The following is a 23038-nucleotide window of genomic DNA, read 5'->3' as shown; positions in this document are numbered from 1 at the left end:
GCCGAAACACAGAATCCATTTATTCATTCGTTATCCAACAGCCATCCTCATCGAACGGGAAGGTCGTGAATACACGGGGAGCGAGAAACGGGTCTGGTTCGATATGGACTTTCACTAAATCAACCGCACCGATGGGAGCTGGATCATCAAGTGGTTCCAGCGCAGTTTCGCCCTCTTGAACATACCAAAACCCTTGAGACGTAGCCGCGTCAATAACTGCTTCTTTGGTCAAGCAAACTTGCTCTACCGCATTCCCAAAAAACTCTCTGAATGAGGCGTTGTGATTTCGTTGATGCTTTAACTTGATAACCTGAAAAGACTGGTAGCCAAGCAGCAAAGTTAGACCAAGGAACGACAGAATAACCGGAGCTTTCTTCATTTGATTTTTCTACGCAGTTGTCTGTTTACGCACAAGACGGTACGTCTAACGGCGGCTTCGTCCGCTTAGCTTCTTTCTAGTGAGCTTTTCCCGTGGCACCCCATCCCTCATCACGCTAACCTCCGCCCAACCCGTGACAGAGGAATCTCCCATGCCTTTCACCCTTGCCACCTGGAACATCAACTCGGTTCGCCTGCGCGAGCCCATCGTGCTGAAATTGCTGCAGGAAGAGGCTCCGGATGTTCTGTGTTTGCAGGAGTGCAAGTCGCCGGTCGAAAAGATCCCGACCGAAGGGTTTGCGGAGCTAGGCTATACCCACATGATCGCGCGCGGGCAAAAGGGTTATAACGGCGTCGCCATCCTGTCGCGCCTGCCGATGGAGGAGGTGGGCGACAAGGATTTTGCTGGTCTCGGTCATGCCCGCCACATCGCAGGGCGGTTGGAGAATGGTGTAACGATCCACAATTTCTACGTCCCCGCAGGCGGTGATATCCCGGATCGCGAGAAGAACGAGAAATTCGGCCAAAAACTCGATTACCTGACCGATATGCGCGACTGGTTCCATGCGGAAAAGCCGAAAAAATCCATTCTGGTCGGCGATCTGAACATCGCCCCGCGTGAGGATGACGTCTGGTCGCACAAACAACTGCTCAAGGTCGTCTCGCACACACCGATCGAAGTCGAATCGCTGGCCGAAACCCAGGATGCGGGCGGCTGGGTTGATATCACCCGCCAGGATATTCCCGAGGGGCAGCTCTATAGCTGGTGGTCTTATCGTGCGCGTGATTGGGACGCGGCCGACAAGGGGCGGCGGCTGGATCATGTCTGGGCCACGCCCGATATCTCGAACGCGGGGCACTCCAGCCGTATCCTGCGCGACGCACGTGGGTGGGAGAAGCCCAGCGACCACGCCCCTGTTTTTGCCAGTTTTGACCTGTAATTGCGTAACTCGGCCCTTGGTTTCTGCAACAAGCGGTTGCATATAGGGCGCGAGTTCGAACCGGAGAGTGAATGCCATGGACCTTCTGAACGCTGCTGCCAGCCCCGAGGCAACTGATCTGATCAAGGACGGAACCGAGGCCACGTTCATGGCCGACGTGGTCGAAACCTCTCAGGTTACTCCGGTCATCGTCGATTTTTGGGCGCCCTGGTGTGGCCCCTGCAAGACGCTCGGGCCGCTGCTGGAAGAGGCCGTGACCGCGGCCAAGGGTGCGGTGAAGATGGTCAAGATCAACGTGGACGAGGCGCAGACGATCGCCGCGCAACTGCGCATCCAGTCGATCCCGACCGTGTACGCGTTCTTCAAGGGCCAGCCCGTAGACGGGTTTCAGGGTGCAGTGCCGGGGTCCGAGATCAAGGCGTTTGTCGACCGTGTGATCGAGGCCGCGGGCGGTGAAAGCCCCGGCGGGCAACTGGACGACGCCATTCAAGCCGCCGAAGAAATGCTGGCAGAAGGCGCGGCCACTGACGCGGCTCAGACTTTTGCTGCCATTTTGGGCGAAGATCCGAACAATGCCACAGCCTATGGCGGGCTGGTGCGTGCGCATATCGCGGCCGGTGATCTGGAACAGGCCGAGGCAATCCTGAACGGTGCACCAGCCGAGATTTCCACCGCAGCCGAGTTGGAAGCCGCCCACGCGCAATTGGAGCTGGCCAAGCAGGCCGCAGATGCCGGCCCCGTGGCCGAGTTGACCACTACGGTTGAGGCAGAGCCCGACAACCATCAGGCACGGTTCGATCTGGCGCAGGCTCTGCACGCCAATGGCGATGTGGAAGAAGCCGTTGCGCAGCTGTTGGAACTGTTCCGACGCGACCGTGAATGGAATGACGGCGCCGCCAAAGCGCAACTGTTTACCGTTTTCGACGCGCTCAAGCCCAATGATCCGATTGTTCTGAACGGTCGCCGCAAGCTCAGCTCGATGATATTTGCCTAATTCGGGATCAGGGCTACACTCGGATACATGATGCATCCCGCTGATCTGCCGGAAACGGTATCCGTTTTTCCATTGCCCGGGGCGCTGTTGCTGCCCCGTTCTCGCCTGCCGCTGCATATATTTGAGCCGCGCTATCTGCAAATGTTGGACGATGCGCTGAAAACGCAGGAACGTCTGATTGGCATGGTGCAGCCGAACCCCTGTCAGAGCAATGAAGACAAACTGCACCGGATCGGCTGCGCCGGGCGGGTGACGCAGTTTTCAGAAACCGAGGATGGCCGTTATCTGATCACGCTGACCGGTATTTCCAGGTTTCGCATCACGTCGGAGCTGGACGCCTTCACACCTTATCGGCGCTGCGCCGTGTCATGGGGCGGGTTTGACCGCGATCTGGGCAAGGCCGAGCTGGACGAAGGTTTTGATCGTTCGCAGTTTCTTTGCCTGCTGGAACGTTTCTTTGCCTCGCGTCAGCTGTCGACGGATTGGGATACGTTGAAAGACGCCGATGATGAGCTGCTGGTGAATTCATTGTCGATGCTGCTGGATTTCGATCCCGAAGAGAAACAGGCACTGCTTGAGGCCCCGTGCCTGCGCACCCGGCGCGAGACTTTGGTGACATTGATAGAATTCGCCATGCGCGGCGGAACGAACGAGGAAAAACTGCAATGACCGACCCCGAACACCCCTTTGATCGCCACATGCTTGAGGCGCTGATCTGCCCGCAGACGCACACCACGCTGCAATACGACGCTGAAAAGCAGGAGCTGATCTCGAAGGCCGCCAATCTGGCCTTTCCGATACGAAATGGGATTCCGGTGATGCTGGTCGACGAGGCGCGTACGCTCGACTAAATTGAGCGACCTTGCAGCAGTTTCGGCAGGTCTCCGGTCAGTCCGGCGGCCTCGCGCACGAAGCCGCGACGCAATCCGGGCAGAGACCCGACGATCCCCATCCCGATATCGCGCCCAGCACGCAGCAGCGGGTTGTCGTTGGAGAACAGCTTGTTGAACACATCCGTCGCCATGGCCAGCGCGGCCGTGTCGAAGCGGCGCCATTCCTGATAGCGTTCCAGAACCTGGACCGAGCCGATATCCTCACCGCGCCGCCCCGCCAGCGTCAGCACCTCGGCCAGCGCGCCTACGTCGCGGAGCCCGGCGTTCAGACCCTGACCGGCGATAGGATGCATGCCGTGTGCCGCGTCTCCGACCAGAGCTAAGCGGTCGCCAATGAATGAATTGGCGATGGTCAGGTTGAGCGGGTAGGTGAACCTGTCTCCCTGCAGGCGTATATCTCCTAGAAAATCTCCGAACCGTGGGCGCAGAACCTGCAGATATTCGGCCTCGGGCAGGGCGTCGATGCGCTGTGCGGTTTCAGTCCGTTCGCTCCAGACGATCGAGCTGCGGTTGCCGGTCAACGGTAAGATGGCCAGCGGGCCGGGGGGCATAAAGAACTGGTGTGCGATACCGTGATGGGGCAGGTCGTGTTCGATGGCGCAGACCAGTGCGGTCTGGCCGTAATCCCACCCGCTGCGCTTTATGCCGGCGCGCGAGGCGGTACCGCTACGGCGCCCGTCGCAGCCGACCAGCAGGCGGCCAGTAACAGTACTGTCATCGTCCAGTGTCAGGGTTACGCCGGTCGCGTCGACCTCTTGCGCTATGACCATCCGGCCGCTGATCTGGGTGATGCCCTTTTCCCTGGCCATGGCGTCCAGAAAAGCGCGGCGCAGGTGGCGATCCTCGACCATGTAACCCATCGGACCTTCTTCGATCTCGGCATGGTCGAAATGCATGAAATAGGGCGACGGTCCTGTGCCCGCGTGCCCGTCGGTGACCTTGATCTCCAACATCGGCTGGGCGTGTTCGGCCACGTGATCCCATACCCCGATCGCGTCCAACAGGCGCTGAGACGCCAGCGCCAGCGCATAGGCGCGCCCGTCAAAGGCTGCGTTCTTGCGCACTTTCTCAGCCAGTGCGTCAATTACGGTGACGGAATGTCCCGTCTGCGCCAGTGCCAGTGCCAGGGCCGGGCCATTGAGGCCGCCGCCAACGATCAGGATTTCGGTCTTCTGTTCCATGCCCCGCAATATGCGCGGCCTTTCGGGATTGTCCATGTGCGGTCCTGTCGCTACCGTCCGATGAACACGATTTTCCAAAGGGGGGCAGGGATGCAGGACTGGCTGACCATGACGGCGTGTGATCTGGGCCGGGGCATCGGTATGGGGCGGATTGATCCGGTTGAGCTGACTGAAACCTATCTGTCTGCCATCGATGCGCATCATCACCGCGAGCGGATCTATGCCCGCGTTACCCACGACCGCGCCCGCGCCGAGGCCAAGGCGGCGCAAGAACGCGCCAAGCTGGGCCTGCGTCGGTCACTGCTGGATGGCGTGCCAATCAGCTGGAAAGACCTGTTCGATACGGCCGGAACCGGGACCGAGGCCGGATCGGCGCTGTTGAAAGGCCGCGTGCCCGAAGCGGACGCGGTCGTCTTGCGCAACGCCACTGCGTTGGGCGCCGTTTGCCTGGGCAAAACCCATATGAGTGAGTTGGCCTTTTCTGGGCTGGGCCTGAACCCGATCACAGGAACCCCGCCGTGCATTGATGATGAAGACGCTGTGTCCGGCGGCTCATCCTCGGGGGCGGCAGCGTCGGTGGCCTGGGGTTTGGCGGCCGGTGGAATCGGTTCGGATACGGGCGGCTCGGTGCGCATTCCGGCGGCGTGGAACAATCTGGTCGGGCTGAAAACCACCGCCGGGCGGGTCAGTCTGGAAGGGGTGGTACCCTTGTGCCTGCGCTTCGATACCGCTGGCCCGCTGGCCCGGTCGGTCGAGGATGCGGCACATCTGCTGGCCTTGCTGGAAGGCAGTTCCCCGGCTGATCTGCGTGGCGCCAACCTGAAGGGGTGCCGATTTGCGGACCTGCAGAACGTTGCCAAAGACGATCTGCGGGACGCACCGCGCAAGGCCTTCGAGGATGCGCTGGACCGTCTGCGGGAAGCCGGGGCCGAGATTGTGCCCCTCGAAGTGCCCGAGTTGAACGAGGCGATGGGGCTGTCTGGCATTCTCTATACAACCGAAGCCTATGGCCTGTGGCGCGATGTGATCGAGGCCAACCCGGACGCGATGTACCCGGAGATTCTGGAACGCTTCCGCGCTGGAAAAAACGCCTCTGGCCCCGACTATATCGCCGCCTGGTCCAAGCTGAAGGCTAGCCGCGCCGCGTGGGACGCGGCCACCGCGGGGTTTGACGCGGTTCTGGCCCCGACCGCTCCCATCCTTCCGCCGAATCTGGACCGGCTGATGACCGACCATGAATACTATGTCGCCGAAAACCTGCTGGCCCTGCGCAACACCCGGATTGGCAATCTGATGGGTCTGGCCGCGCTGACATTGCCCACCGGAACGCCCGGCTGCGGGGTGATGATGATGGGCTATCCGGGCTCGGAAGAGGCGTTGTTAAGGCTTGGATCCGCAGCCGAGGCCGCTTTGGCCTGAATGCCACAATCCCCTGATTCGGCACCTCTTTGTCTGGACGAAGCGGGGTGTGGCCTGTAATCTGCCAAAAAAACGGGGCAAAAATGATCCCGATATTGAGGCAGCAGTTATGAATTTCCCCGAGCGGTTTTCGAACCTACCGGAATACGCATTCCCGCGTCTGCGCACCCTGTTGGACCACCACCAGCCGGGCGGAGAGGTGATTCACATGACCATCGGCGCGCCGATGCATGACTTTCCGGCCTGGGTGACGGATGTGATCATGGAAAACGCCGCCGGTTTTCAGGGCTATCCGCCGAATGAAGGCTCGCCCGAGCTGCGGGGTGCAATCACCGACTGGATCAGCCGCCGTTATGGCGTGCAGATGGACCCAGACACCAACGTGATGGCCCTGAACGGTACGCGCGAGGGCCTGTATAACGCCGCTATGGCGCTGTGCCCCGAGGAAAAGAACGGCCAAAAACCGGTAGTCCTGTGCCCAAACCCGTTTTACCAGGTCTATATGGTCGCTTCGATCTCGGTCCGGGCCGAGCCGGTTTTTGTGCCCGCCACAGCAGCCACGGACCATCTGCCAGACTATGCGGGACTGCCCGAGGATGTTCTGAACCGAACTGTCGCGGCCTATATCTGTTCGCCTGCAAACCCGCAGGGGGCTGTGGCGTCGCGTGACTATTGGGTCGAGCTGATCCAACTGGCAGAGAAATACGATTTCCGCGTTTTCGCCGACGAATGTTATTCCGAGATTTACCGCAATGAGGCGCCCACGGGCGCGCTGACTGTGGCGCAGGAACTGGGCGCCGACCCCGAGCGGGTTGCGTTGTTTAATTCGCTGTCGAAACGTTCGAATCTGGCCGGATTGCGATCAGGTCTGATCGCTGGCGGCCCAGAGTCGATTAAACAGGTCAAGCAGTTGCGCAATTATGCAGGGGCACCGCTGCCGTTGCCGTTGCAGGCCGCTGCAGCTCGGGTCTGGGCGGACGAAGAGCATGTCGCTGAAAACCGTGCGCTGTATCAGGAAAAATACGCGATTGCCGATCAGGTGTTCGCGGGCATTCAGGGATATATGCCGCCCGAGGCCGGATTCTTCCTGTGGCTGCCGGTCGAAAACGGCGAAGAAACCGCATTGAAACTGTGGCAGCAGACCGGTGTCCGGGTGCTGCCGGGCGCATATCTTTCTCAAGGTGATCCGGGGCAAAACCCGGGCGAGCAATTTATCCGGGTCGCTTTGGTGGCCCCAAAAACAGAGTTGCAGCAAGGGCTGATCAAGCTCCGCGACTGCATCTATTCGTGAGGTACGAGGGCAAAATGGCATCATTGAACGCGCGCAACCGCGATCCATTGTTGGACAGCACGACTCAGGCCGCGATTGAGCGGCGCAGCAAAGAGCTGATCGGGATCGCCCTGATCCTGCTGGGGCTGGCCGCTGCCGCAATGATTTGGTCCTATACGCCGGATGATCCGAACTGGATGGTCTCGACTGATACAGCTGTTCAGAACTGGTTGGGCCGGGCAGGCGCATCGATCATTTTTGTCCTCAACACGCTCTTCGGCCTAGGATGCTGGGGAATTGCCATATTCCTGCTTGTTTGGGGCGTTCGTTTTGTGACGCATAGCGGGTTGGATCGCTGGTTCTGGCCGGTTGTTCTGTTTGCGCCTTGGGTGTTGCTGATTGCGCTACACATGGAGACCCTGAACGCGAGCGTAGAATGGCAGGCAAGCCACTCCTTTGGTCTGGGCGGCATGTTGGGGTACACGTTCCTCGGCGCTATTCTGTCGCTGATGCCAATGGGGGCGGTATTTGCTGTAAAACTCGTGTCTCTGCTATCTTTGCTTGCGGTTTTCGCACTGGGTGTTGTGGTTCTGGGCTTTACCAAGGCCGATGTACGCAAAGGATTCCGCGCCTTCCTGCTGGGTCTGGTGATGTCTTACGACATGCTGATGAACCTGCTGGGCCGTGGTGCTGCCGCCACCGCACAGGCCGCCCGCGACCGCCGCGCTCAGTGGGAGGAACGCAAGACCGCCCGCGCCGATGCCGTTTTCGACGATGAAATCGCCTTTGAAGACCCGATCTTTGAAGAGCCGGAATTCGACGAACCCGAGCCTGCAAAAACAGGTTTGCTGGCACGGATGCCCAGCCTGATCCGCCGCCCCGAGCCGATGCCCGAGCCTGAACTGGTTGATCCCGAACCCGTTGCGGGCTTTGACGAGATGCCGGGCGAGGATCGAATTCGATCGAAAATCTCCGCCGCCGTGCGTAACCGCAAAGTCGCCGCTGGCGAGATGGCACCCGAGCATGATCCGAACCTGCCGCTGACCAAGGGTCGGGGCCGTGGTCCGGACCCGTTGATCCTGAACACCCGAGGCGGGGAAGAATTGCCACCTGAACCGCCGGTAACGTTGGCCGGTCTGCCTCCCGAGCCGATGCTGACAGCCGACCCCGTGCCCGAATGGCAGCAGGAACCGCTGCATGAGGATTTCGCGCCCGAGCAGGATTTTGAAGACGAGGCCGTGTTCGAAGATGCTCCCGAATCCGCACCGCAGCCGCGCCCGGCTATGAAAATCCCGGTGGCAGAGCCGCGCAAGCCGGTGGTGGCGCAACCCGTACGCCGCACCCCGCCGCCGTCGCGCCGCGCACGGGCCGAGGCGCAGCCTGCGCTGTCTTTTGAGGACAGGCATTCCGATTTCGAACTGCCACCGTTGGGTCTTTTGTCAAACCCGGCCAGCATTCAGCGCCATCACCTCAGTGATGAGGCATTGGAAGAAAACGCGCGGATGCTGGAAAACGTTCTGGATGATTACGGCGTAAAGGGGGAGATCGTCAGCGTACGCCCTGGCCCGGTCGTTACCATGTACGAACTGGAACCAGCCCCGGGTCTGAAAGCCAGCCGTGTGATCGGTCTGGCCGACGATATCGCCCGGTCGATGTCTGCCCTGTCGGCGCGGGTTTCGACCCTGCCCGGGCGGTCCGTGATTGGGATCGAATTGCCGAATGAGAACCGTGAAATGGTGGTTCTGCGCGAGATCCTCGCCAGCCGTGACTTTGGCGACGGAAACCACGCGCTGCCTCTGGCGCTGGGTAAGGATATCGGCGGCGAATCCGTTGTGGCGAACCTGGCCAAGATGCCTCACCTTCTGATCGCGGGGACCACCGGTTCTGGTAAGTCGGTGGCGATCAACACGATGATCCTGTCGCTGTTGTACAAGCTGACACCGGACGAATGCCGACTGATCATGATCGACCCAAAGATGTTGGAACTGTCTGTCTATGATGGCATCCCGCATCTGCTGTCGCCCGTTGTGACTGACCCGAAAAAGGCGGTTGTGGCCCTGAAATGGGTCGTGGGCGAGATGGAGGACCGCTATCGCAAGATGTCCAAGATGGGCGTCCGCAACATCGCCGGCTACAACGGCCGCGTTAAGGATGCGCTCTCCAAGGGCGAGATGTTCAGCCGCACGGTCCAGACCGGATTTGACGATGAGACCGGCGAGCCGGTGTTCGAGACCGAGGAATTCGCCCCCGAGGCGATGCCGTACATCGTTGTCATCGTCGATGAGATGGCCGACCTGATGATGGTCGCGGGCAAAGAAATCGAAGCCTGCATTCAGCGTCTGGCGCAGATGGCGCGGGCTTCGGGCATTCACCTGATCATGGCCACGCAGCGCCCCTCGGTCGATGTGATCACCGGTACGATCAAGGCGAACTTCCCGACCCGGATTTCGTTCCAGGTGACCTCGAAAGTCGACAGCCGCACCATTCTGGGAGAAATGGGTGCCGAGCAACTGCTGGGGCAGGGTGATATGCTGTATATGGCAGGCGGCGCCAAGATTACCCGTTGCCACGGGCCGTTTGTGTCGGATGAAGAGGTCGAAGAAATCGTCAACCACCTGAAACAGTTCGGTCCGCCGGATTACATGAGTGGTGTGGTCGATGGCCCGGCCGAAGAAAAGGCCGACAATATCGACGCGGTTCTGGGCCTAAACACTGGTGGCAACACCAATGGTGAGGATGCGCTCTATGATCAAGCGGTGGCGATTGTGATCAAGGATCGCAAATGCTCGACCTCATACATCCAGCGGAAACTCGCCATCGGCTACAATAAGGCCGCGCGTTTGGTTGAGCAGATGGAAGACGAAGGTGTTGTTTCGGCGGCAAATCACGTCGGTAAGCGGGAAATCCTCGTCCCCGAGCAGTAGGATATTTAATAACAAGGGCAGAGCGCATATCTGTGACGCATGAAACAGATCGCTTTTGCCCTTACCCTTGCCCTGACCCTGGCCGCACCTGCCGCCTGGGCGGCCGATAAACTGCCGCTGTCGCAGATTTCCAACTATCTGAACGGCCTGAAAACTGTTCAGACCACATTCACACAGGTCAACGACGATGGCTCGCTGAGCACCGGCAAGCTGTGGTTGCAGCGGCCCGGCAAGATGCGGTTCGAATATGATCCGCCTAACAGCGCGGTTGTTCTGGCCAACACGGGTACGGTGCAGATTTTTGACCCGAAGTCGAACCAGCCGCCCGAGCAATACCCGCTGAAGCGCACGCCTTTGTCGCTGGTTCTGGCGCGGAACGTGAATCTGGGTCAGGCAAATATGGTCGTGGCTCATGATTTCGACGGCACGGCCACAGTCGTGACCGCTCAGGACCCGAAAAACCCCGAGTCCGGTCGAATCGAACTTATGTTCACAGATAATCCGATCGAGCTGCGCAAATGGGTCATACATGACAACGCAGGCACCCAGACAACCGTTCTGCTGGGGCAACTGGATACGGGCAAAAGCCTGAGCCGCGATCTGTTCTCGAAATCGAAAAGAAGCGGGTCAGGCAATCGCTGACCCGCTAGCCTGTCAATAACGGCAACCGGACAGTTGCGCCTGATAAAGCTTGGCGCGCGCATCCACGTCATTGGCGACGTTCAACAGCCAGGTCTTGCTGTAATGGCTGCCGCGGGCGTAACCGGTATGGCCCTCATGATAAGCAAGGTACTGGTTGCGCGTGTCGCTGGGGTGAATGCCGTTCCGCTCGTAGCTTTTGTTCATGTACCAGCCGATGAAATCCGACGCATCGCGGATGCGATCCCGCTTGGCACGGCGTTTCCCAGTTTCTTTTTGGTATTGCTCCCAGGTTCCGTCCAGTGCCTGGCTGAAGCCATAGGCGCTGCTTTGGCGACCCATTGGGATCACACCCAAAACGTATTGGTGCGGTGTGCGGGCATCGTGCTTATAGCGGCTTTCCTGATAGATCGTCGCCATCTGTACATGGACCGGGACGCCCCATTTCCGTTCGGTGCTTTTGAAGGCCTTCATGAATTCGGGCCGTTCGCGCGCAATACTGCACGCGTCATTCAGTTTGCTGGGCGGCTGTTTAGAGCCACCCCCACAGGATGCCAGAAACAGCACCCCGAAGAGTACGATAAGAATTCTGCTCATGTGCCTCGTGCCTTTTTCTTTTATTCTAGCGCAGATTGAACTTTTAGGAAATCACAATCGTTGCGGAACGTTAGCTCGAATTAGATGTAATGCGCCTGCGGACAGAAATATTGTGGTCATGATCCCCGTCGGCCAACAGAAAGAATCGGGCCGCAATTTAGAGCACTGTCAGCAAGTGGTTCACAGACTGTTTCCTTTGATTTCGGATCAATGATTGGCTTTTCAGCCCGGAAACAGGTAGTAAGTTCAATGGGGGCAGAAACAATGCTGAAGACACATGCCAAGTACCGCCTGGGTCAGGTGGTCCGTCACAAGAAACATCCCTTCCGCGGGGTGATTTTTGACGTGGATGCAGAGTTTTCGAATACCGAAGAGTGGTATCAGGCCATTCCCGAAGACAGCCGCCCAATCAAGGATCAGCCGTTTTATCACCTGTTGGCGGAAAACGACCAATCCTTCTATGTTGCTTATGTTTCAGAACAAAATCTGGTTGCGGACCAGTCCGGCGAACCGGTTGAGCACCCGGATATCCCCGACATGTTCGGTCCGTTCGAAAACGGGTCCTATCCGCTTCATTTCCATCTGAACTGAGGCCCTTTGGCAGCGCGTTCGCCGGTCAATACCCGAGCGCGCAACCGTCTTTCCGCGGGTCACTTGCGCCCATCAGAACACCATTTTCACAGATTCGAATGGCTTGTGCTCCGCCCAGCGGCGTTTCCGGTACTTCAACAGTGTGGCCCAATTCACACAATTGTTGAGCCACTTTGGGCGAAATATCGCGTTCCAGCTTCAACACGCCGTTGTCCGCAAAAGCACGCGGCGCATCGATGCTGGTTTGCATGGCCAGTTCGTGGTCGGTCAGGTTTGACATGAACCGGGCGTGACCGGTGGGCTGGTAGGCGCCGCCCATCACTCCAAACGGCATCAGAATCCGGCCATTTTGTTTCAGAATCCCGGGAATGATGGTGTGCATAGGGCGTTTGCCGCCGCTCAACTCATTGGGGTGACCTGCTTGCAGTGTAAAGCCAGCCCCGCGGTTTTGCAGCAGAATGCCATATTTTTCGGATGCGATCCCCGAGCCGAAGCTGTGGAAGATGGAATAGATCAACGAGACCGCCATCCTGTCTCGGTCCACCACTGTGATATAGACGGTGTCTTTGTGAATGGCTTCGGTCAGCGGGGCCGCAGCAGGCATTGCGCGCTTTGGGTCGATCAGCGCGGCCAGCCTATCGGCCACGTCCTGATCCAGAAATCGATCCGCGTGCATTGTGTGATCGGGATCGGCAATAAACCGGTTGCGGGCGTCATAGGCCAGTTTTGAGGCTTCAGCTTCGATATGCAGACGTTCGGCCCCGAACGGGTCGAGGCTGGCGAGGTCGAAATTCTTGAGTATGTTCAGCAGCAAAATTGCAGTGGCGCCCTGACCATTGGGCGGGTGCTCGACCAGTTCCAGCCCGTTATACAAGCCGCTGACAGGTTGGGTCTCGGTACAGGCATTGGCAAGAAAATCCTCAACCGTATGGGTACCACCCCGTTGAGCCAGCACGGCGAGCATATCCTCGGCAATGTCGCCGGAATAAAATGCGTCCCGCCCGTTCCGGGCAATCCGGCGCAGGACCTCGGCCTGACCGGGGGATTGGAAAACCTGCCCAATCCCGGGTGCCTTGTCATCGATTAGATAATGCGCCCGCGCCGCCCCTTGCAGGGTGGCCGCCCCGACCGCCCAGTCAAAAGCAACCCTTGGCGCAACCGGTACACCTGTCTCGGCATAGTGAATGGCGGGTTGCAGGATGACATCCAGCCCCAGCTTGCCCTCGGTTTCCGCCAAGTGGCAGAACGCATCTACAGCGCCGGGGATGGTTACAGCATCCGGGGTATTCAGGGGTACCGCAGTCAACCCTTGCGCCCGCAGTTTCTCTGCATCGGTTGCGGCAGGCGCACGGCCCGAACCGTTCAGGGCGCGAACATCATCCTCTCCGGCCCGGTTGTATAGGACAAAACAGTCGCCCCCCAACCCGGTCATTTGAGGTTCGCAAATGCCCAGCAGGACCGCTCCGGCAATGGCCGCATCCATCGCGTTTCCGCCCTGTGCAAGAACATCCACGGCCACTTTCGCGGCCAGAGGGTGCGACGTGGCGCACATTCCTTCGGTCGCCAGAACTTCGGATCGGCCCGGAGTGTGAAAATCCCGCATGGTGCGTTTCCCCGCTTTGAACGCGCCGAAGATATCGCGCGGTCAGAGGTTGTCCAGTCACATGGGGGAGAAGTTCCTCGGCGCCGTTCACTGGGTGGGGGCTGTGACACTTGACGCCGAGGGAAGCTATCTGAGCTACAGGTATCTTTTTGCCCGTTGTTTGCGGCGCTACAATGGTTCGATCTGGGCCTTATTGTGACGTTTTCTTGCCGTCAGGCGGGATCGGGAAAGTCAAACCGCAGCGATAGCCGGTTGCAGCCATCGGAGTGTACATATCGGATATCGCTGGTCAATTCGTGGATCAGGTACCAGCCGAACCCTCCTTCGGGCAGTTCATCGACGGTTGATCCCAACGGTGCCGGAACCCCGTCTGGTACCCGAAACCCGGGCAGGGGGTTGCCGGTGTCGGAGATCACGATATCGAGACAGTTCCGATGCAGGCGGCATCGCACCTTGACTTTTGCGGGCGTCACATCGGCATAGGCGTGTTCCACAACATTGTTGATCGCTTCGGCCAGAGCAATCTTTACGTCACCCGCCTTTTGCTGCGGCAACCCCTGTGTCGCAAGGCATCTGCTGAGCTGCGCAATACCCGCGCTGGCCTCAGACTCGGTCGCTGCAAAGCTCAGATCCAAACACTTGCCGTTACACATGGGCATTGGGCCTATTCAGATGGTCAAGAGGGTCAGCTGGCGGTGGCCGACAAGGCGTCATCCAGCGTCGGGTACAGTTTGAAGACCGTGTCCATCCGGGTCAGTCGAAACACCTTTTCGACAAAGGGATGCAGCCCGGCCAGATCCAGCCTGCGGTCGTTGCCTAGCTGCTTCATCGAGGCGACAATGGCGCCCAGCCCGCTTGAATCGATGAACTCAACGCTGCTCAGGTCCAGCACCACCCGTGTGGTGCCGCCTTCGGCCTCGTTGCGCATGTCTTCCTTGAACTGGATAGCCATGGCCGCATCAATTCGGTCTGAATGTACTTTGATAATCTGGGTTTCGTCGGTTGTTGTGCTGGTCAGGGCCATGCGCGACGGTCCTCTAATCTGAAATTCGCTAGTAGAAATACGCTAGACGGCAAATCTTACCATTCGGTATCCATCGAATGGAAAAAAGGAGGAACACGCCGATGAAACAGGTTGTTATCGCCGGGGCCGCGCGCACACCCATGGGGGGATTTCAAGGGATGTTTGACGGCGTGGCAGCCGCCGAGTTGGGTGGAGCCGCCATCCGGGCCGCGCTGCAGGGTGCTGGCGCTGAAACGGTGGACGAGGTGCTGATGGGATGCGTGCTGCCCGCGGGTCAGGGCCAGGCGCCAGCGCGACAAGCCGGGTTTGCAGCAGGCTTGGGCGAAGAGGTGCCCGCGACGACCCTGAACAAGATGTGCGGATCGGGGATGAAAGCCGCGATGATGGCCTTTGACCAGATCGCTCTGGGCCACGCCGACACGATGATCGCGGGCGGGATGGAGAGCATGACCAATGCCCCCTACCTGTTGCCAAAAATGCGCGGGGGCGCGCGGATCGGGCACGGTCAGGTAGTCGATCATATGTTCCTGGACGGGCTCGAGGATGCCTATGACAAGGGCCGCCTGATGGGCACCTTCGCAGAAGACTGCGCCGAAGCCTATCAGTTTACCCGCGAAGCGCAGGACGAATACGCGCTGCAATCGCTGTCCAACGCCCTGTCGGCGCAGGAAAACGGCGCTTTCGAGGGCGAGATCACACCGGTCACCACCCGCTCTCGCAAGGGTGAGGTCACCTTTGGCCAAGACGAGCAACCGCAATCCGCGCGGCCCGACAAAATCCCGACGCTGAAACCCGCCTTCCGCAAGAACGGCACGGTGACGGCGGCCAATTCCTCATCAATCTCTGACGGTGCCGCCGCGCTGGTGCTGGCCTCGGCCGACGCTGCCGAGACGCAGGGCCTGACGGTGCGTGCCCGGATCGTCGGTCACGCCAGCCATGCGCAGGCGCCTGGCCTTTTCACGACGGCTCCGGTTCCTGCAGCGCAAAAGTTGCTCTCGACCATCGGCTGGTCCCATGATGATGTGGACCTTTGGGAAGTCAACGAAGCCTTCGCCGTTGTCCCCATGGCTTTCATGCACGAGATGGGCCTGCCGCGCGATAAGGTGAACGTGAATGGCGGTGCTTGTGCGTTGGGCCACCCGATCGGAGCGTCGGGGGCGCGGATCATGGTCACGCTGCTGAACGCACTGGAAAAGCGGAACCTCAAACGCGGTGTTGCGGCCATTTGCATCGGCGGAGGAGAAGGTACCGCCGTTGCCATCGAACGAATTTGACGCTGCATCCTTTTGAAAATATTCCGGGGGTGAATTGAGTCATTGACTCAAGATGGGGCAGTGCCCCCGCCCCATACGGAATAAGACTGACCATGACTGTTAATTACGACACGCTCGCCAAAACCATCGCCGCCCTTACAGCAGGCGAAACGGATCAGGTCGCCCTGATGGCAACGATCACCTGCGAGGTGCATCACGCCGACGACCGGTTTGACTGGACCGGGTTTTACCGGGTGACTGAACCGGGCCTGCTGAAGATCGGCCCCTATCAAGGCGGGCACGGCTGTCTGGTCATCCCCTTTGATCGCGGCGTCTGTGGGGCGGCGGCCCGCACCGGCGAGGTGCAGTTGGTGCCGGACGTGGATGCGTTTCCGGGTCACATCGCCTGCGCGTCGTCCACCCGGTCCGAACTGGTGCTGCCGGTGCGCGACGCATCGGGTGAAGTTATTGCCGTGTTCGACATTGATAGCGATCAGCCGGATGCTTTTGACGAGGAAGATGCCGACAAACTGGCTCGCATTCTGGCGCAGGTCTTTGCCTGTTAGGCCTTTGATTGTGAGGCTGTGATGCTGCGCTCGCGCAGCCAAATGATGACACCGCAAATGGCGACGAACGACAAGATACCGTCAACGAGGTTGATGGCGTTCCGCAGCGAAATGCCGCCTGAAATCGCGCCAAACAGGTCAACTGTGCAGAACACGGCAAATAACAGGGCAACCCAACGCTTTTCTCTGCGGAGACCGGCACGAAAGGCCAGCAAGATCAAGATGACCAGCCCGATCTGCAGGGATACCGCAATGGCTTCGGGCGAATTGTATCCAATGGCGATTCCAGTCGCGCCGACAGTCATCGCTCCGTTCAGCCAAAGCATGTACTTGATCGACTGCAATACAAGATCCATCGGCTACCCCGTAAATTCACCCAGTACGTTGGCTTGAACAGCACTTTTCTGATCAATTTGCCTGCGCAAACTGCACAAGAAAAAAGCCGCAGACAACCTGCATCCCGACAATAAGAAGAAGCCGCATCGAAAAGCCGCGTTTGCGGGTTTTGTGGTTGAAAATCCAGCGGCCCAGAACCGCACCAGGGCTGCCGCCCAGTGCGGCCAGCCACAGCAACCGACGTTCCGGAACCCTGCCTTTGCGCCGCCGGGCGCGGGCCTTGTCCCACGCAAATGCCAATAGCGTCAGGGCGTTGATCGCCCAAAGATAGATCACTGCAATCCACATGGCCTTGGCATAAACCGGTACGCTTTCACGTGTAAATGAAAAAACTCTTGGAAATTTCACGAATCTGGGTCATCGTGAAAAAGGAGAGAAAAATTTCACCGGAATCGGAGCGGCACGTGAACACTCATGCCCCCCATAGCGCGACGCTTGGTGCAGATATCCGCGCCCTTCGCAAGGCGCGTGGGCTGACGCTGACCGAAATAGCCGAACGTCTGAACCGCTCGGTCGGATGGCTCAGCCAGGTTGAGCGGGACATGTCCGACCCTTCGATCTCGGACCTGCGCCAGATCGCCGAATGCCTGGGTGTGCCGATGTCGATGCTGTTTGCGCATTCCTCAGTGCCGGTGGACGAGCAGGGTTATGTCGTGCGTGCCGGGTTGCGCCGCCCGATGGGTTCGGGCGAGGAAGGGTTGATCGAAGAGCTGCTTTCACCTGATCTGACCGATGACTTCGAAATGGTGCATTCCACGTTCGAGCCATTCTCGAAGATGCAGACGCCCGCAAATCGCCCAACGCAAGAGGTCGGCTATTTGGTGTCGGGTCGTTTGGATCTGATGATCGGGGGCCGTGCATTTTCGGTCGGTCCGGGGGACAGTTTTCGCATCAAGAACGAGCCTTATCAATGGGCCAATCCCTATGATGAGCCCGCAGTGGCCATCTGGGTCATCGCGCCGCCAGTGTACTGACATGTCGGGTCCTGCATTCAATTTTGGTGGGGTTGGGCAGGTGCTCATCCATGCGCCAGCAGCAAGGAGATAATCACATGCATACCGGTTCCTGCCTTTGCCGCGCTGTTTCGTTTGCCATCGACGGCGATCTGTCACCGCCCTCGGCCTGCCATTGCGGCCAATGCCGCAAGCAATCGGGCCATGTCTGGGCCTCGACCTCGACCCATCAGGACAACCTCAGCTTTACCGCCAGCGACACGCTGCGTTGGTTCCGGGCATCAGACACCGCACGGCGCGGCTTCTGCAGTGCCTGTGGTTCGTTCCTGTTCTGGCAGCACAATGACGAGGACACGATTTCCATTTCCATGGGCGCCCTGAGCGAACCCACCGGACTGAACCTCGCCCGGCACATCTTTGTGGCCGAAAAGGGCGATTACTACGACATCACAGACGATCTGCCCCGGCGGGCACAGTAAAAGAGGATCAAAACACATGAGCGATTTTCCAACCAAGGCCCGTGTGGTCATCATCGGCGGCGGCGTAGTTGGCTGTTCGTCCCTGTATCATCTGGCCAAGAAGGGCTGGACCGATTGCGTTCTGCTGGAAAAGAACGAACTGACAGCCGGCTCGACCTGGCACGCGGCGGGTAACGTCCCCACGTTTTCGAATTCTTGGGCGATCATGAACATGCAGCGCTATTCAACCGAGCTGTATTCGGGTTTGGCCGAAGAGGTTGACTACCCAATGAACTACCACGTTTCGGGCTCGATCCGTCTGGCGCATAGCAAAGAGCGGATGCAGGAATTCGAACACGCCATGGCTATGGGCAAGTATCAGGGCATCCCGATGGAGATGTGGACTCCGGAACAGGCGAAAGAGCATTACCCGTTCCTCGAAACCCATGATCTGGAAGGTGTACTGTATGACCCCACTGACGGTGATATCGACCCGGCGCAGCTGACTCAGGCGCTGGCGAAAGGTGCCCGCGACATGGGGCAGAAGATCATCCGATTCTGCCCGGCCACAGGTGTGACCCAACATGACGACGGAACTTGGACCGTACACACCGAAAAAGGCGACATCGCCTGTGACTATGTGGTGAATGCCGCCGGCTACTACGCGCAGCGCGTGGGCGAGATGTTCAAGCCATATGGTGGCCGCACCGTGCCCGCGATGGTCATGAGCCACCAGTACCTGCTGACCGACGAAGTGCCCGAGGTCGAGGCTTGGTCGAAAGAAAACGGCGGCAAGCTGCCGCTGCTGCGCGACGTGGATATCTCGTACTACCTGCGTCAGGAAAAGAACGGCTTCAACCTCGGCCCCTACGAGCCCAACTGTAAGGGTGAATGGATGACCGAAAACGATCCGATGCCCGAGGATTTCTCGTTCCAGCTGTGGAATGACGATCTGGACCGCATCGAAGACATCATCACCGACGCGATGGAGCGGGTGCCGCTGATGGCCACCTCAGGCGTTGGACGCGTCATCAATGGCCCGATCCCCTACGCTCCGGATGGTCTGCCGCTGATCGGCCCGATGCCGGGCGTGACAAACGCGTTCGAGGCGCACAGCTTTACCTTCGGCATTGCACAAGGCGGTGGCGCAGGCAAGGTATTGGCCGAATGGATCGTCGATGGCCACACTGAATGGGATATGTGGGCGGTCGATCCGCGCCGCTACACCGACTATACCGATCAGGATTACTGCAACCAGAAAGGTATGGAGGTCTACGGCAACGAATACGCCATGCATTTCCCACATCACGAATGGCCTGCAGCGCGTGACAAGAAGCTGTCACCGGTCCATGCCAAGGTCAAAGAACTGGGCGGTGTCATGGGCGCGTATAACGGTTGGGAACGCGCCAACTGGTTCGCCAAGCCGGGCGACAACACCTCCGAGGAAGCCACCCACACATGGGGCCGGTCCGGCCCGTGGGAACAGCGCATCAAGGAAGAGTGTGAAGCCGTCCGCGACAATTGCGGCGTGCTCGACCTGCCGGGCTTTTCGCGCTTCATGGTCAAAGGTGAAGGCGCGGCCGAGGCCCTGCGCGGCCTGATCACCGGTGGTCTGCCCAAGGTCGGCCGCATCAATCTGGTCTACATCTCTGATGACCGGGGCCGCATCCTGACCGAGATGTCCTGTGTCCGTCTGGGTGAGGATGAGTTCATGATGATCACTGCCGCCACCGCACAGTGGCATGACCGTGATATCCTGACAAAGGTCATGCCCGCCAGCGTTTCCGTCGAGGACGTCACCACCACCCGCGACACCCTGATCGTGACCGGCCCGAAATCGCGTGAGATCCTGTCGGGTCTGACCGATGCGGACCTGACCACCGGCTGGCTGACCCATCAGGCGGCCATAGTAGCTGGTAAATCGGCCTTCCTGATCCGTGTGTCCTTCGCCGGTGAACTGGGCTGGGAAGTGCACGCCCTGAACGAGGACATGCCCGCGATTTACGAGGCGATCCTCGACGCCGGTGCGACACCCTTCGGTATGTATGCGCTGAACGCGCTTCGGATCGAAAAGGGCTACCGCACCTGGAAGGGCGATCTGTCGAGTGACTACTCGCTGCTGGAAGGTGGTCTGGGACGGTTCGTCAAACTGGACAAGCCGCAGGACTTCCCCGGCAAGGCTGCGATCCAGAACGAAAAGCAGCAGGGTGTTAAGAAAGCCTTTGTCACGCTGACCGTTGAGGCCGGTGATTGCGACGCACCCTACATGTCCTGCATCTCGCAGAATGGCGAGATCGTGGGCGAGACCACCTCGGGCGCCTGGGGCTATCGCGTTGGAAAGTCCATCGCACTGGGCATGGTCAAGACCGAAGCCGCCAACCCGGGCACTGAGCTGGAGGTGGAAATCTACGGCCAGAAATACCGTGCTGTGGTACAAGAGGACCAACCGCTCTGGGATCCGGCAAACGAGCGGCTGCGCGCATAACCCCGGACGGAGCTGCCATGAGCAAGCGATACTCCAAACTGGGGCCTGGCGCAGGCCCCAACTATGACTGGGAAAACGACCATACCTTCGTCAAGGTTTCCGGTCAGGACTCAGGTGGTGCCTATACGCTCATGGAAGACAATCTGAAGGCCAGCTTCGCGCTTGGCCTTCATCGCCACGACAGCCATGCCGAGACCTTCTACTTTCTGGAAGGTAAGGTGGATTTCTACGTCGATGGCGACTGGCACCGGTGCACGGCAGGCACCACGATGCATGTCCCGCCCGGTGTGCCCCATGCCTGCCGTGTGGCGGGAGGGAAACCCGCGCGGATGCTGATGATCTTTCAACCATCGGGGTTTGACGGTTTCCTCGCAGAGCTTGCGGCAATGAGCCAGGCCGATTTCGCAGATGAGGCAAAGATGGCTGCTCTGAACGCCCGCTATGACATCATCCCGATGGGTCCGGTTCCGCCACATCCGGACGATCAGACCTGAAAGCGGCATCAGATGACACTCCCCCATACAATGTCTGGCGTTTATCTGACCCAACACGGCGGGCCGGAGGCGCTGAACTGGCGCGAGGATATACCGTTGCCCCAGCCCGGACCGGGGCAGGTGCTGGTTCGGGTTCTCGCCGCGGGGGTGAACAACACCGATATCAACACGCGTGTCGGCTGGTATTCCGCTGATGTGACGGGCGCGACTGATGCCGTTGATCAGGACGTCGAGGTCGGAGGCTGGGGCGGCGCGCTGCAGTTTCCGCGCATTCAGGGCGGGGACCTTTGCGGCGTCGTCGAACTAGCCGAGCCGGGAACCAGGTTCAAACCGGGTCAGCGGGTAACCTGCCCGATCAACCTGCCCCGCCCGCAACCGGGCCATCCGACCGGGTTTATTGCTCTGGGCTCGGAAATGGATGGTGCATTTGCGCAATATTGTCTTGTTGAGGCGGATGATCTGTATGACGTGACCGCCTCTCCCTTGTCGGATGTCGAAATTGCCGCCATCCCCTGCGCCTTTGGCACCGCCGAAAACCTTCTGACCCGTGCGGGTGTAACCTCGGGTCAGAAGGTTCTGATTACAGGGGCGTCCGGTGGTGTCGGTCTGGCCGCTGTGCAACTGGCGGCGCTGCGGGGCGCAACTGTCTGGGGCGTAACCAGCCCGGCCAAGGCCGAGGTGGTCAAAGGGCAAGGTGCGGCAGCGACCTTTGCACGCGATGCGGTGCTGCCTGCGGACATGTTCGATGTGGTGATCGACGTTGTGGGCGGCCCGGCATGGCCCGGCTTGGTCCTGGCCCTGAAGCCTGGTGGCCACTATGCCGTGTCGGGCGCAATTGCGGGGCCAATCGTTCAGGCCGACCTGCGCGACATCTATCTGCGCGACATTACCATCCATGGCTGCACCCATCAGGCCTTTGAGGTGTTCGGGAGGTTGGTCGAGATGATCAATGCCGGCCGGATCAGGCCCTTGATCTCAAAGACTTATCCGCTAAGGGACATTGCGGCGGCGCAGGCGGATTTCCAATCCAAGACGTTCCCGGGCAAACTTGTTCTGATTCCGTGAAAAGGCTGGGGTAATGGCGAAAATCACTCTTCTGGATGGCTCAATCGGGCAGGAACTGGTCAAGCGCAGCGGGAAACAGCCGACTCCATTGTGGTCGACCCGGGTGATGATTGACCACCCCGAATTGGTCGGGGACGTTCATGCCGAGTATTTTCGCCGGGGTGCCACCGTTGCCACGACGAACACCTACGCCGTGCACCGGTCTCGGTTGGTTCGGGAGGGGATGGAGGCGCAGCTTGCCGACCTGATCAACGCGGCGTTGACACAGGCCGAACGGGCGCGGGGATCAAATGGCGGGCGCATTGCAGGGGCGCTTGGGCCGCTTCTGGCCTCGTACCGGCCTGACCTGAACCCCGACGTGGACGAGGCGGCTGAGAAGTTCGCTGAGCTGGCGAAGCTGATGGCAGATCGCGTAGATTTTTTCCTGATCGAAACCGTATCCTCGGTTCAGGAAGCCGAAGGTGCCTTGCGCGGCGCCGCGGAAGGCGGCAAGCCCGCCTGGTTGGCGCTGACAGTGATGGACGACAATGGTACACGCCTGCGCTCGGGCGAGCCGCTGTCCGACGTCGCGCCATTGGTTGATCGGTATTCGCCCGAGGCCGTGCTGATCAATTGCTCGCGTCCCGAGGCCATTCCCGCAGCTCTGAACGTCATCGCAAAACTGGGTCGACCGTTCGGGGCCTATGCCAACGGGTTCACCGGCATTACTCAGAAATTCCTGGAAGACGCGCCCACCGTAGACGCGCTGGAGCAACGTCACGATCTGGGGCCTGAGGCCTATGCCGATCATGTGATGGTATGGGTTGCGCACGGGGCGACCATTGTCGGCGGCTGCTGCGAGGTCGGCCCGGATCACATCGAAACTCTGGCCAACCAGTTGCGTTCTGCCGGTCACCAGATCGTCTGAGGTGTAG

At 59.6% G+C, this 23038-nt stretch carries 25 protein-coding genes; 17 read left to right on the top strand and 8 right to left on the bottom strand.

Annotated features, from left to right (window positions below; all coding sequences use genetic code 11):
• Positions 1 to 19: 19 nt before the first annotated feature.
• Positions 20 to 379 (bottom strand): hypothetical protein, encoded by a 360-nt coding sequence (locus ACR0IM_RS17115; RefSeq protein WP_480682642.1) that lies wholly within the window; start codon positions 377 to 379, stop codon positions 20 to 22.
• Between the two features lie 151 nt (positions 380 to 530).
• On the opposite strand from ACR0IM_RS17115, the gene ACR0IM_RS17110 reads away from it, so the two are divergent.
• The 4 genes from ACR0IM_RS17110 to ACR0IM_RS17095 all read left to right on the top strand — a co-directional run bounded on the left by ACR0IM_RS17110 (position 531) and on the right by ACR0IM_RS17095 (position 3164).
• A complete protein-coding gene (locus ACR0IM_RS17110; protein WP_480682641.1) occupies positions 531 to 1319 on the top strand; it encodes an exodeoxyribonuclease III in 789 nt (262 codons plus the stop codon).
• Positions 1320 to 1395: 76 nt separating this feature from the next.
• Positions 1396 to 2313: a thioredoxin gene (gene trxA / locus ACR0IM_RS17105; protein WP_480642488.1), complete on the top strand. Its 918-nt coding sequence runs from the start codon at positions 1396 to 1398 to the stop codon at positions 2311 to 2313.
• Positions 2314 to 2340: 27 nt separating this feature from the next.
• Complete coding sequence (locus tag ACR0IM_RS17100; protein WP_480594013.1) at positions 2341 to 2982, top strand: LON peptidase substrate-binding domain-containing protein; 642 nt, start codon at positions 2341 to 2343, stop codon at positions 2980 to 2982.
• The gene (locus ACR0IM_RS17095; protein ID WP_480642487.1) at positions 2979 to 3164 is read left to right on the top strand and encodes a Trm112 family protein; all 186 of its coding nucleotides are present in this window, start codon (positions 2979 to 2981) and stop codon (positions 3162 to 3164) included. Before ACR0IM_RS17100 ends, ACR0IM_RS17095 begins: the two co-directional genes overlap by 4 nt.
• Here ACR0IM_RS17095 and ACR0IM_RS17090 read toward each other — a convergent pair.
• Positions 3161 to 4423: an FAD-dependent monooxygenase gene (locus tag ACR0IM_RS17090; RefSeq protein WP_480682640.1), complete on the bottom strand. Its 1263-nt coding sequence runs from the start codon at positions 4421 to 4423 to the stop codon at positions 3161 to 3163. The two genes, ACR0IM_RS17095 and ACR0IM_RS17090, sit on opposite strands and share 4 nt — an antisense overlap.
• 54 nt (positions 4424 to 4477) lie before the next feature.
• On the opposite strand from ACR0IM_RS17090, the gene ACR0IM_RS17085 reads away from it, so the two are divergent.
• The 4 genes from ACR0IM_RS17085 (at position 4478) to ACR0IM_RS17070 (ending at position 10642) form a co-directional block, all read left to right on the top strand.
• Positions 4478 to 5806: an amidase gene (locus tag ACR0IM_RS17085; protein WP_480682639.1), complete on the top strand. Its 1329-nt coding sequence runs from the start codon at positions 4478 to 4480 to the stop codon at positions 5804 to 5806.
• A gap of 109 nt (positions 5807 to 5915) precedes the next feature.
• Positions 5916 to 7097, top strand: coding sequence for an aminotransferase class I/II-fold pyridoxal phosphate-dependent enzyme (locus ACR0IM_RS17080; protein ID WP_480682638.1), 1182 nt, complete (start codon positions 5916 to 5918; stop codon positions 7095 to 7097).
• A gap of 14 nt (positions 7098 to 7111) precedes the next feature.
• Entirely contained in the window at positions 7112 to 10000 is a 2889-nt protein-coding gene (locus ACR0IM_RS17075) for a DNA translocase FtsK (protein WP_480682637.1), read from the top strand.
• Positions 10001 to 10039: 39 nt separating this feature from the next.
• Positions 10040 to 10642, top strand: a complete 603-nt coding sequence (locus ACR0IM_RS17070) for a LolA family protein (RefSeq protein WP_480642482.1) — start codon at positions 10040 to 10042, stop codon at positions 10640 to 10642.
• A 12-nt stretch (positions 10643 to 10654) separates the two neighbouring features.
• On the opposite strand, the gene ACR0IM_RS17065 is transcribed toward ACR0IM_RS17070, so the two are convergent.
• Positions 10655 to 11236, bottom strand: a complete 582-nt coding sequence (locus tag ACR0IM_RS17065) for a transglycosylase SLT domain-containing protein (RefSeq protein ID WP_480594001.1) — start codon at positions 11234 to 11236, stop codon at positions 10655 to 10657.
• Between the two features lie 264 nt (positions 11237 to 11500).
• Between ACR0IM_RS17065 and hspQ the strand changes: the two genes are divergently transcribed.
• Complete coding sequence (hspQ, locus tag ACR0IM_RS17060) at positions 11501 to 11827, top strand: heat shock protein HspQ (RefSeq protein WP_170328114.1); 327 nt, start codon at positions 11501 to 11503, stop codon at positions 11825 to 11827.
• A gap of 25 nt (positions 11828 to 11852) precedes the next feature.
• Here hspQ and ACR0IM_RS17055 read toward each other — a convergent pair whose 3' ends face one another.
• The 3 genes from ACR0IM_RS17055 to ACR0IM_RS17045 form a co-directional block, all read right to left on the bottom strand.
• On the bottom strand, positions 11853 to 13430 hold the full coding sequence (locus ACR0IM_RS17055; RefSeq protein ID WP_480682636.1) for a gamma-glutamyltransferase family protein: 1578 nt from the start codon (positions 13428 to 13430) through the stop codon (positions 11853 to 11855).
• Positions 13431 to 13642: 212 nt separating this feature from the next.
• The gene (locus tag ACR0IM_RS17050; protein WP_480682635.1) at positions 13643 to 14089 is read right to left on the bottom strand and encodes an ATP-binding protein; all 447 of its coding nucleotides are present in this window, start codon (positions 14087 to 14089) and stop codon (positions 13643 to 13645) included.
• Between the two features lie 26 nt (positions 14090 to 14115).
• A complete protein-coding gene (locus ACR0IM_RS17045; protein WP_480593997.1) occupies positions 14116 to 14454 on the bottom strand; it encodes an STAS domain-containing protein in 339 nt (112 codons plus the stop codon).
• 101 nt (positions 14455 to 14555) lie between these two features.
• Here ACR0IM_RS17045 and ACR0IM_RS17040 point away from each other — a divergent pair, with 101 nt between their 5' ends.
• Both ACR0IM_RS17040 and ACR0IM_RS17035 read left to right on the top strand, forming a co-directional pair.
• Positions 14556 to 15728 carry a thiolase family protein gene (locus tag ACR0IM_RS17040; RefSeq protein WP_480593995.1) on the top strand — a complete coding sequence of 391 codons (1173 nt, stop codon included), beginning with the start codon at positions 14556 to 14558 and terminating at the stop codon, positions 15726 to 15728.
• A 92-nt stretch (positions 15729 to 15820) separates the two neighbouring features.
• Entirely contained in the window at positions 15821 to 16273 is a 453-nt protein-coding gene (locus ACR0IM_RS17035; RefSeq protein WP_480682634.1) for a GAF domain-containing protein, read from the top strand.
• Here ACR0IM_RS17035 and ACR0IM_RS17030 read toward each other — a convergent pair.
• Both ACR0IM_RS17030 and ACR0IM_RS17025 read right to left on the bottom strand, forming a co-directional pair.
• Entirely contained in the window at positions 16270 to 16629 is a 360-nt protein-coding gene (locus ACR0IM_RS17030) for a hypothetical protein (RefSeq protein ID WP_480682633.1), read from the bottom strand. The two genes, ACR0IM_RS17035 and ACR0IM_RS17030, sit on opposite strands and share 4 nt — an antisense overlap.
• A gap of 52 nt (positions 16630 to 16681) precedes the next feature.
• Positions 16682 to 17017 carry a DUF1294 domain-containing protein gene (locus tag ACR0IM_RS17025; protein WP_480642475.1) on the bottom strand — a complete coding sequence of 112 codons (336 nt, stop codon included), beginning with the start codon at positions 17015 to 17017 and terminating at the stop codon, positions 16682 to 16684.
• Positions 17018 to 17073: 56 nt separating this feature from the next.
• Here ACR0IM_RS17025 and ACR0IM_RS17020 point away from each other — a divergent pair, with 56 nt between their 5' ends.
• The 6 genes from ACR0IM_RS17020 to ACR0IM_RS16995 all read left to right on the top strand — a co-directional run bounded on the left by ACR0IM_RS17020 (position 17074) and on the right by ACR0IM_RS16995 (position 23031).
• On the top strand, positions 17074 to 17643 hold the full coding sequence (locus ACR0IM_RS17020) for a helix-turn-helix domain-containing protein (RefSeq protein WP_480682632.1): 570 nt from the start codon (positions 17074 to 17076) through the stop codon (positions 17641 to 17643).
• A gap of 77 nt (positions 17644 to 17720) precedes the next feature.
• On the top strand, positions 17721 to 18101 hold the full coding sequence (locus ACR0IM_RS17015; RefSeq protein WP_480682631.1) for a GFA family protein: 381 nt from the start codon (positions 17721 to 17723) through the stop codon (positions 18099 to 18101).
• 16 nt (positions 18102 to 18117) lie between these two features.
• A complete protein-coding gene (locus tag ACR0IM_RS17010) occupies positions 18118 to 20565 on the top strand; it encodes a GcvT family protein (RefSeq protein ID WP_480593988.1) in 2448 nt (815 codons plus the stop codon).
• 17 nt (positions 20566 to 20582) lie between these two features.
• Positions 20583 to 21059: a cupin domain-containing protein gene (locus tag ACR0IM_RS17005; protein ID WP_480593986.1), complete on the top strand. Its 477-nt coding sequence runs from the start codon at positions 20583 to 20585 to the stop codon at positions 21057 to 21059.
• 12 nt (positions 21060 to 21071) lie between these two features.
• Positions 21072 to 22124 carry an alcohol dehydrogenase family protein gene (locus ACR0IM_RS17000; protein ID WP_480682630.1) on the top strand — a complete coding sequence of 351 codons (1053 nt, stop codon included), beginning with the start codon at positions 21072 to 21074 and terminating at the stop codon, positions 22122 to 22124.
• Positions 22125 to 22137: 13 nt separating this feature from the next.
• Positions 22138 to 23031, top strand: a complete 894-nt coding sequence (locus tag ACR0IM_RS16995; protein WP_480682629.1) for a homocysteine S-methyltransferase family protein — start codon at positions 22138 to 22140, stop codon at positions 23029 to 23031.
• The last annotated feature ends 7 nt before the right edge of the window (positions 23032 to 23038 follow it).

The organism is Ruegeria sp. BF6, from assembly GCF_056538665.1.
Note: the sequence above shows the minus strand (reverse complement) of the source record. Positions and strands in the feature narration are given on the sequence as shown.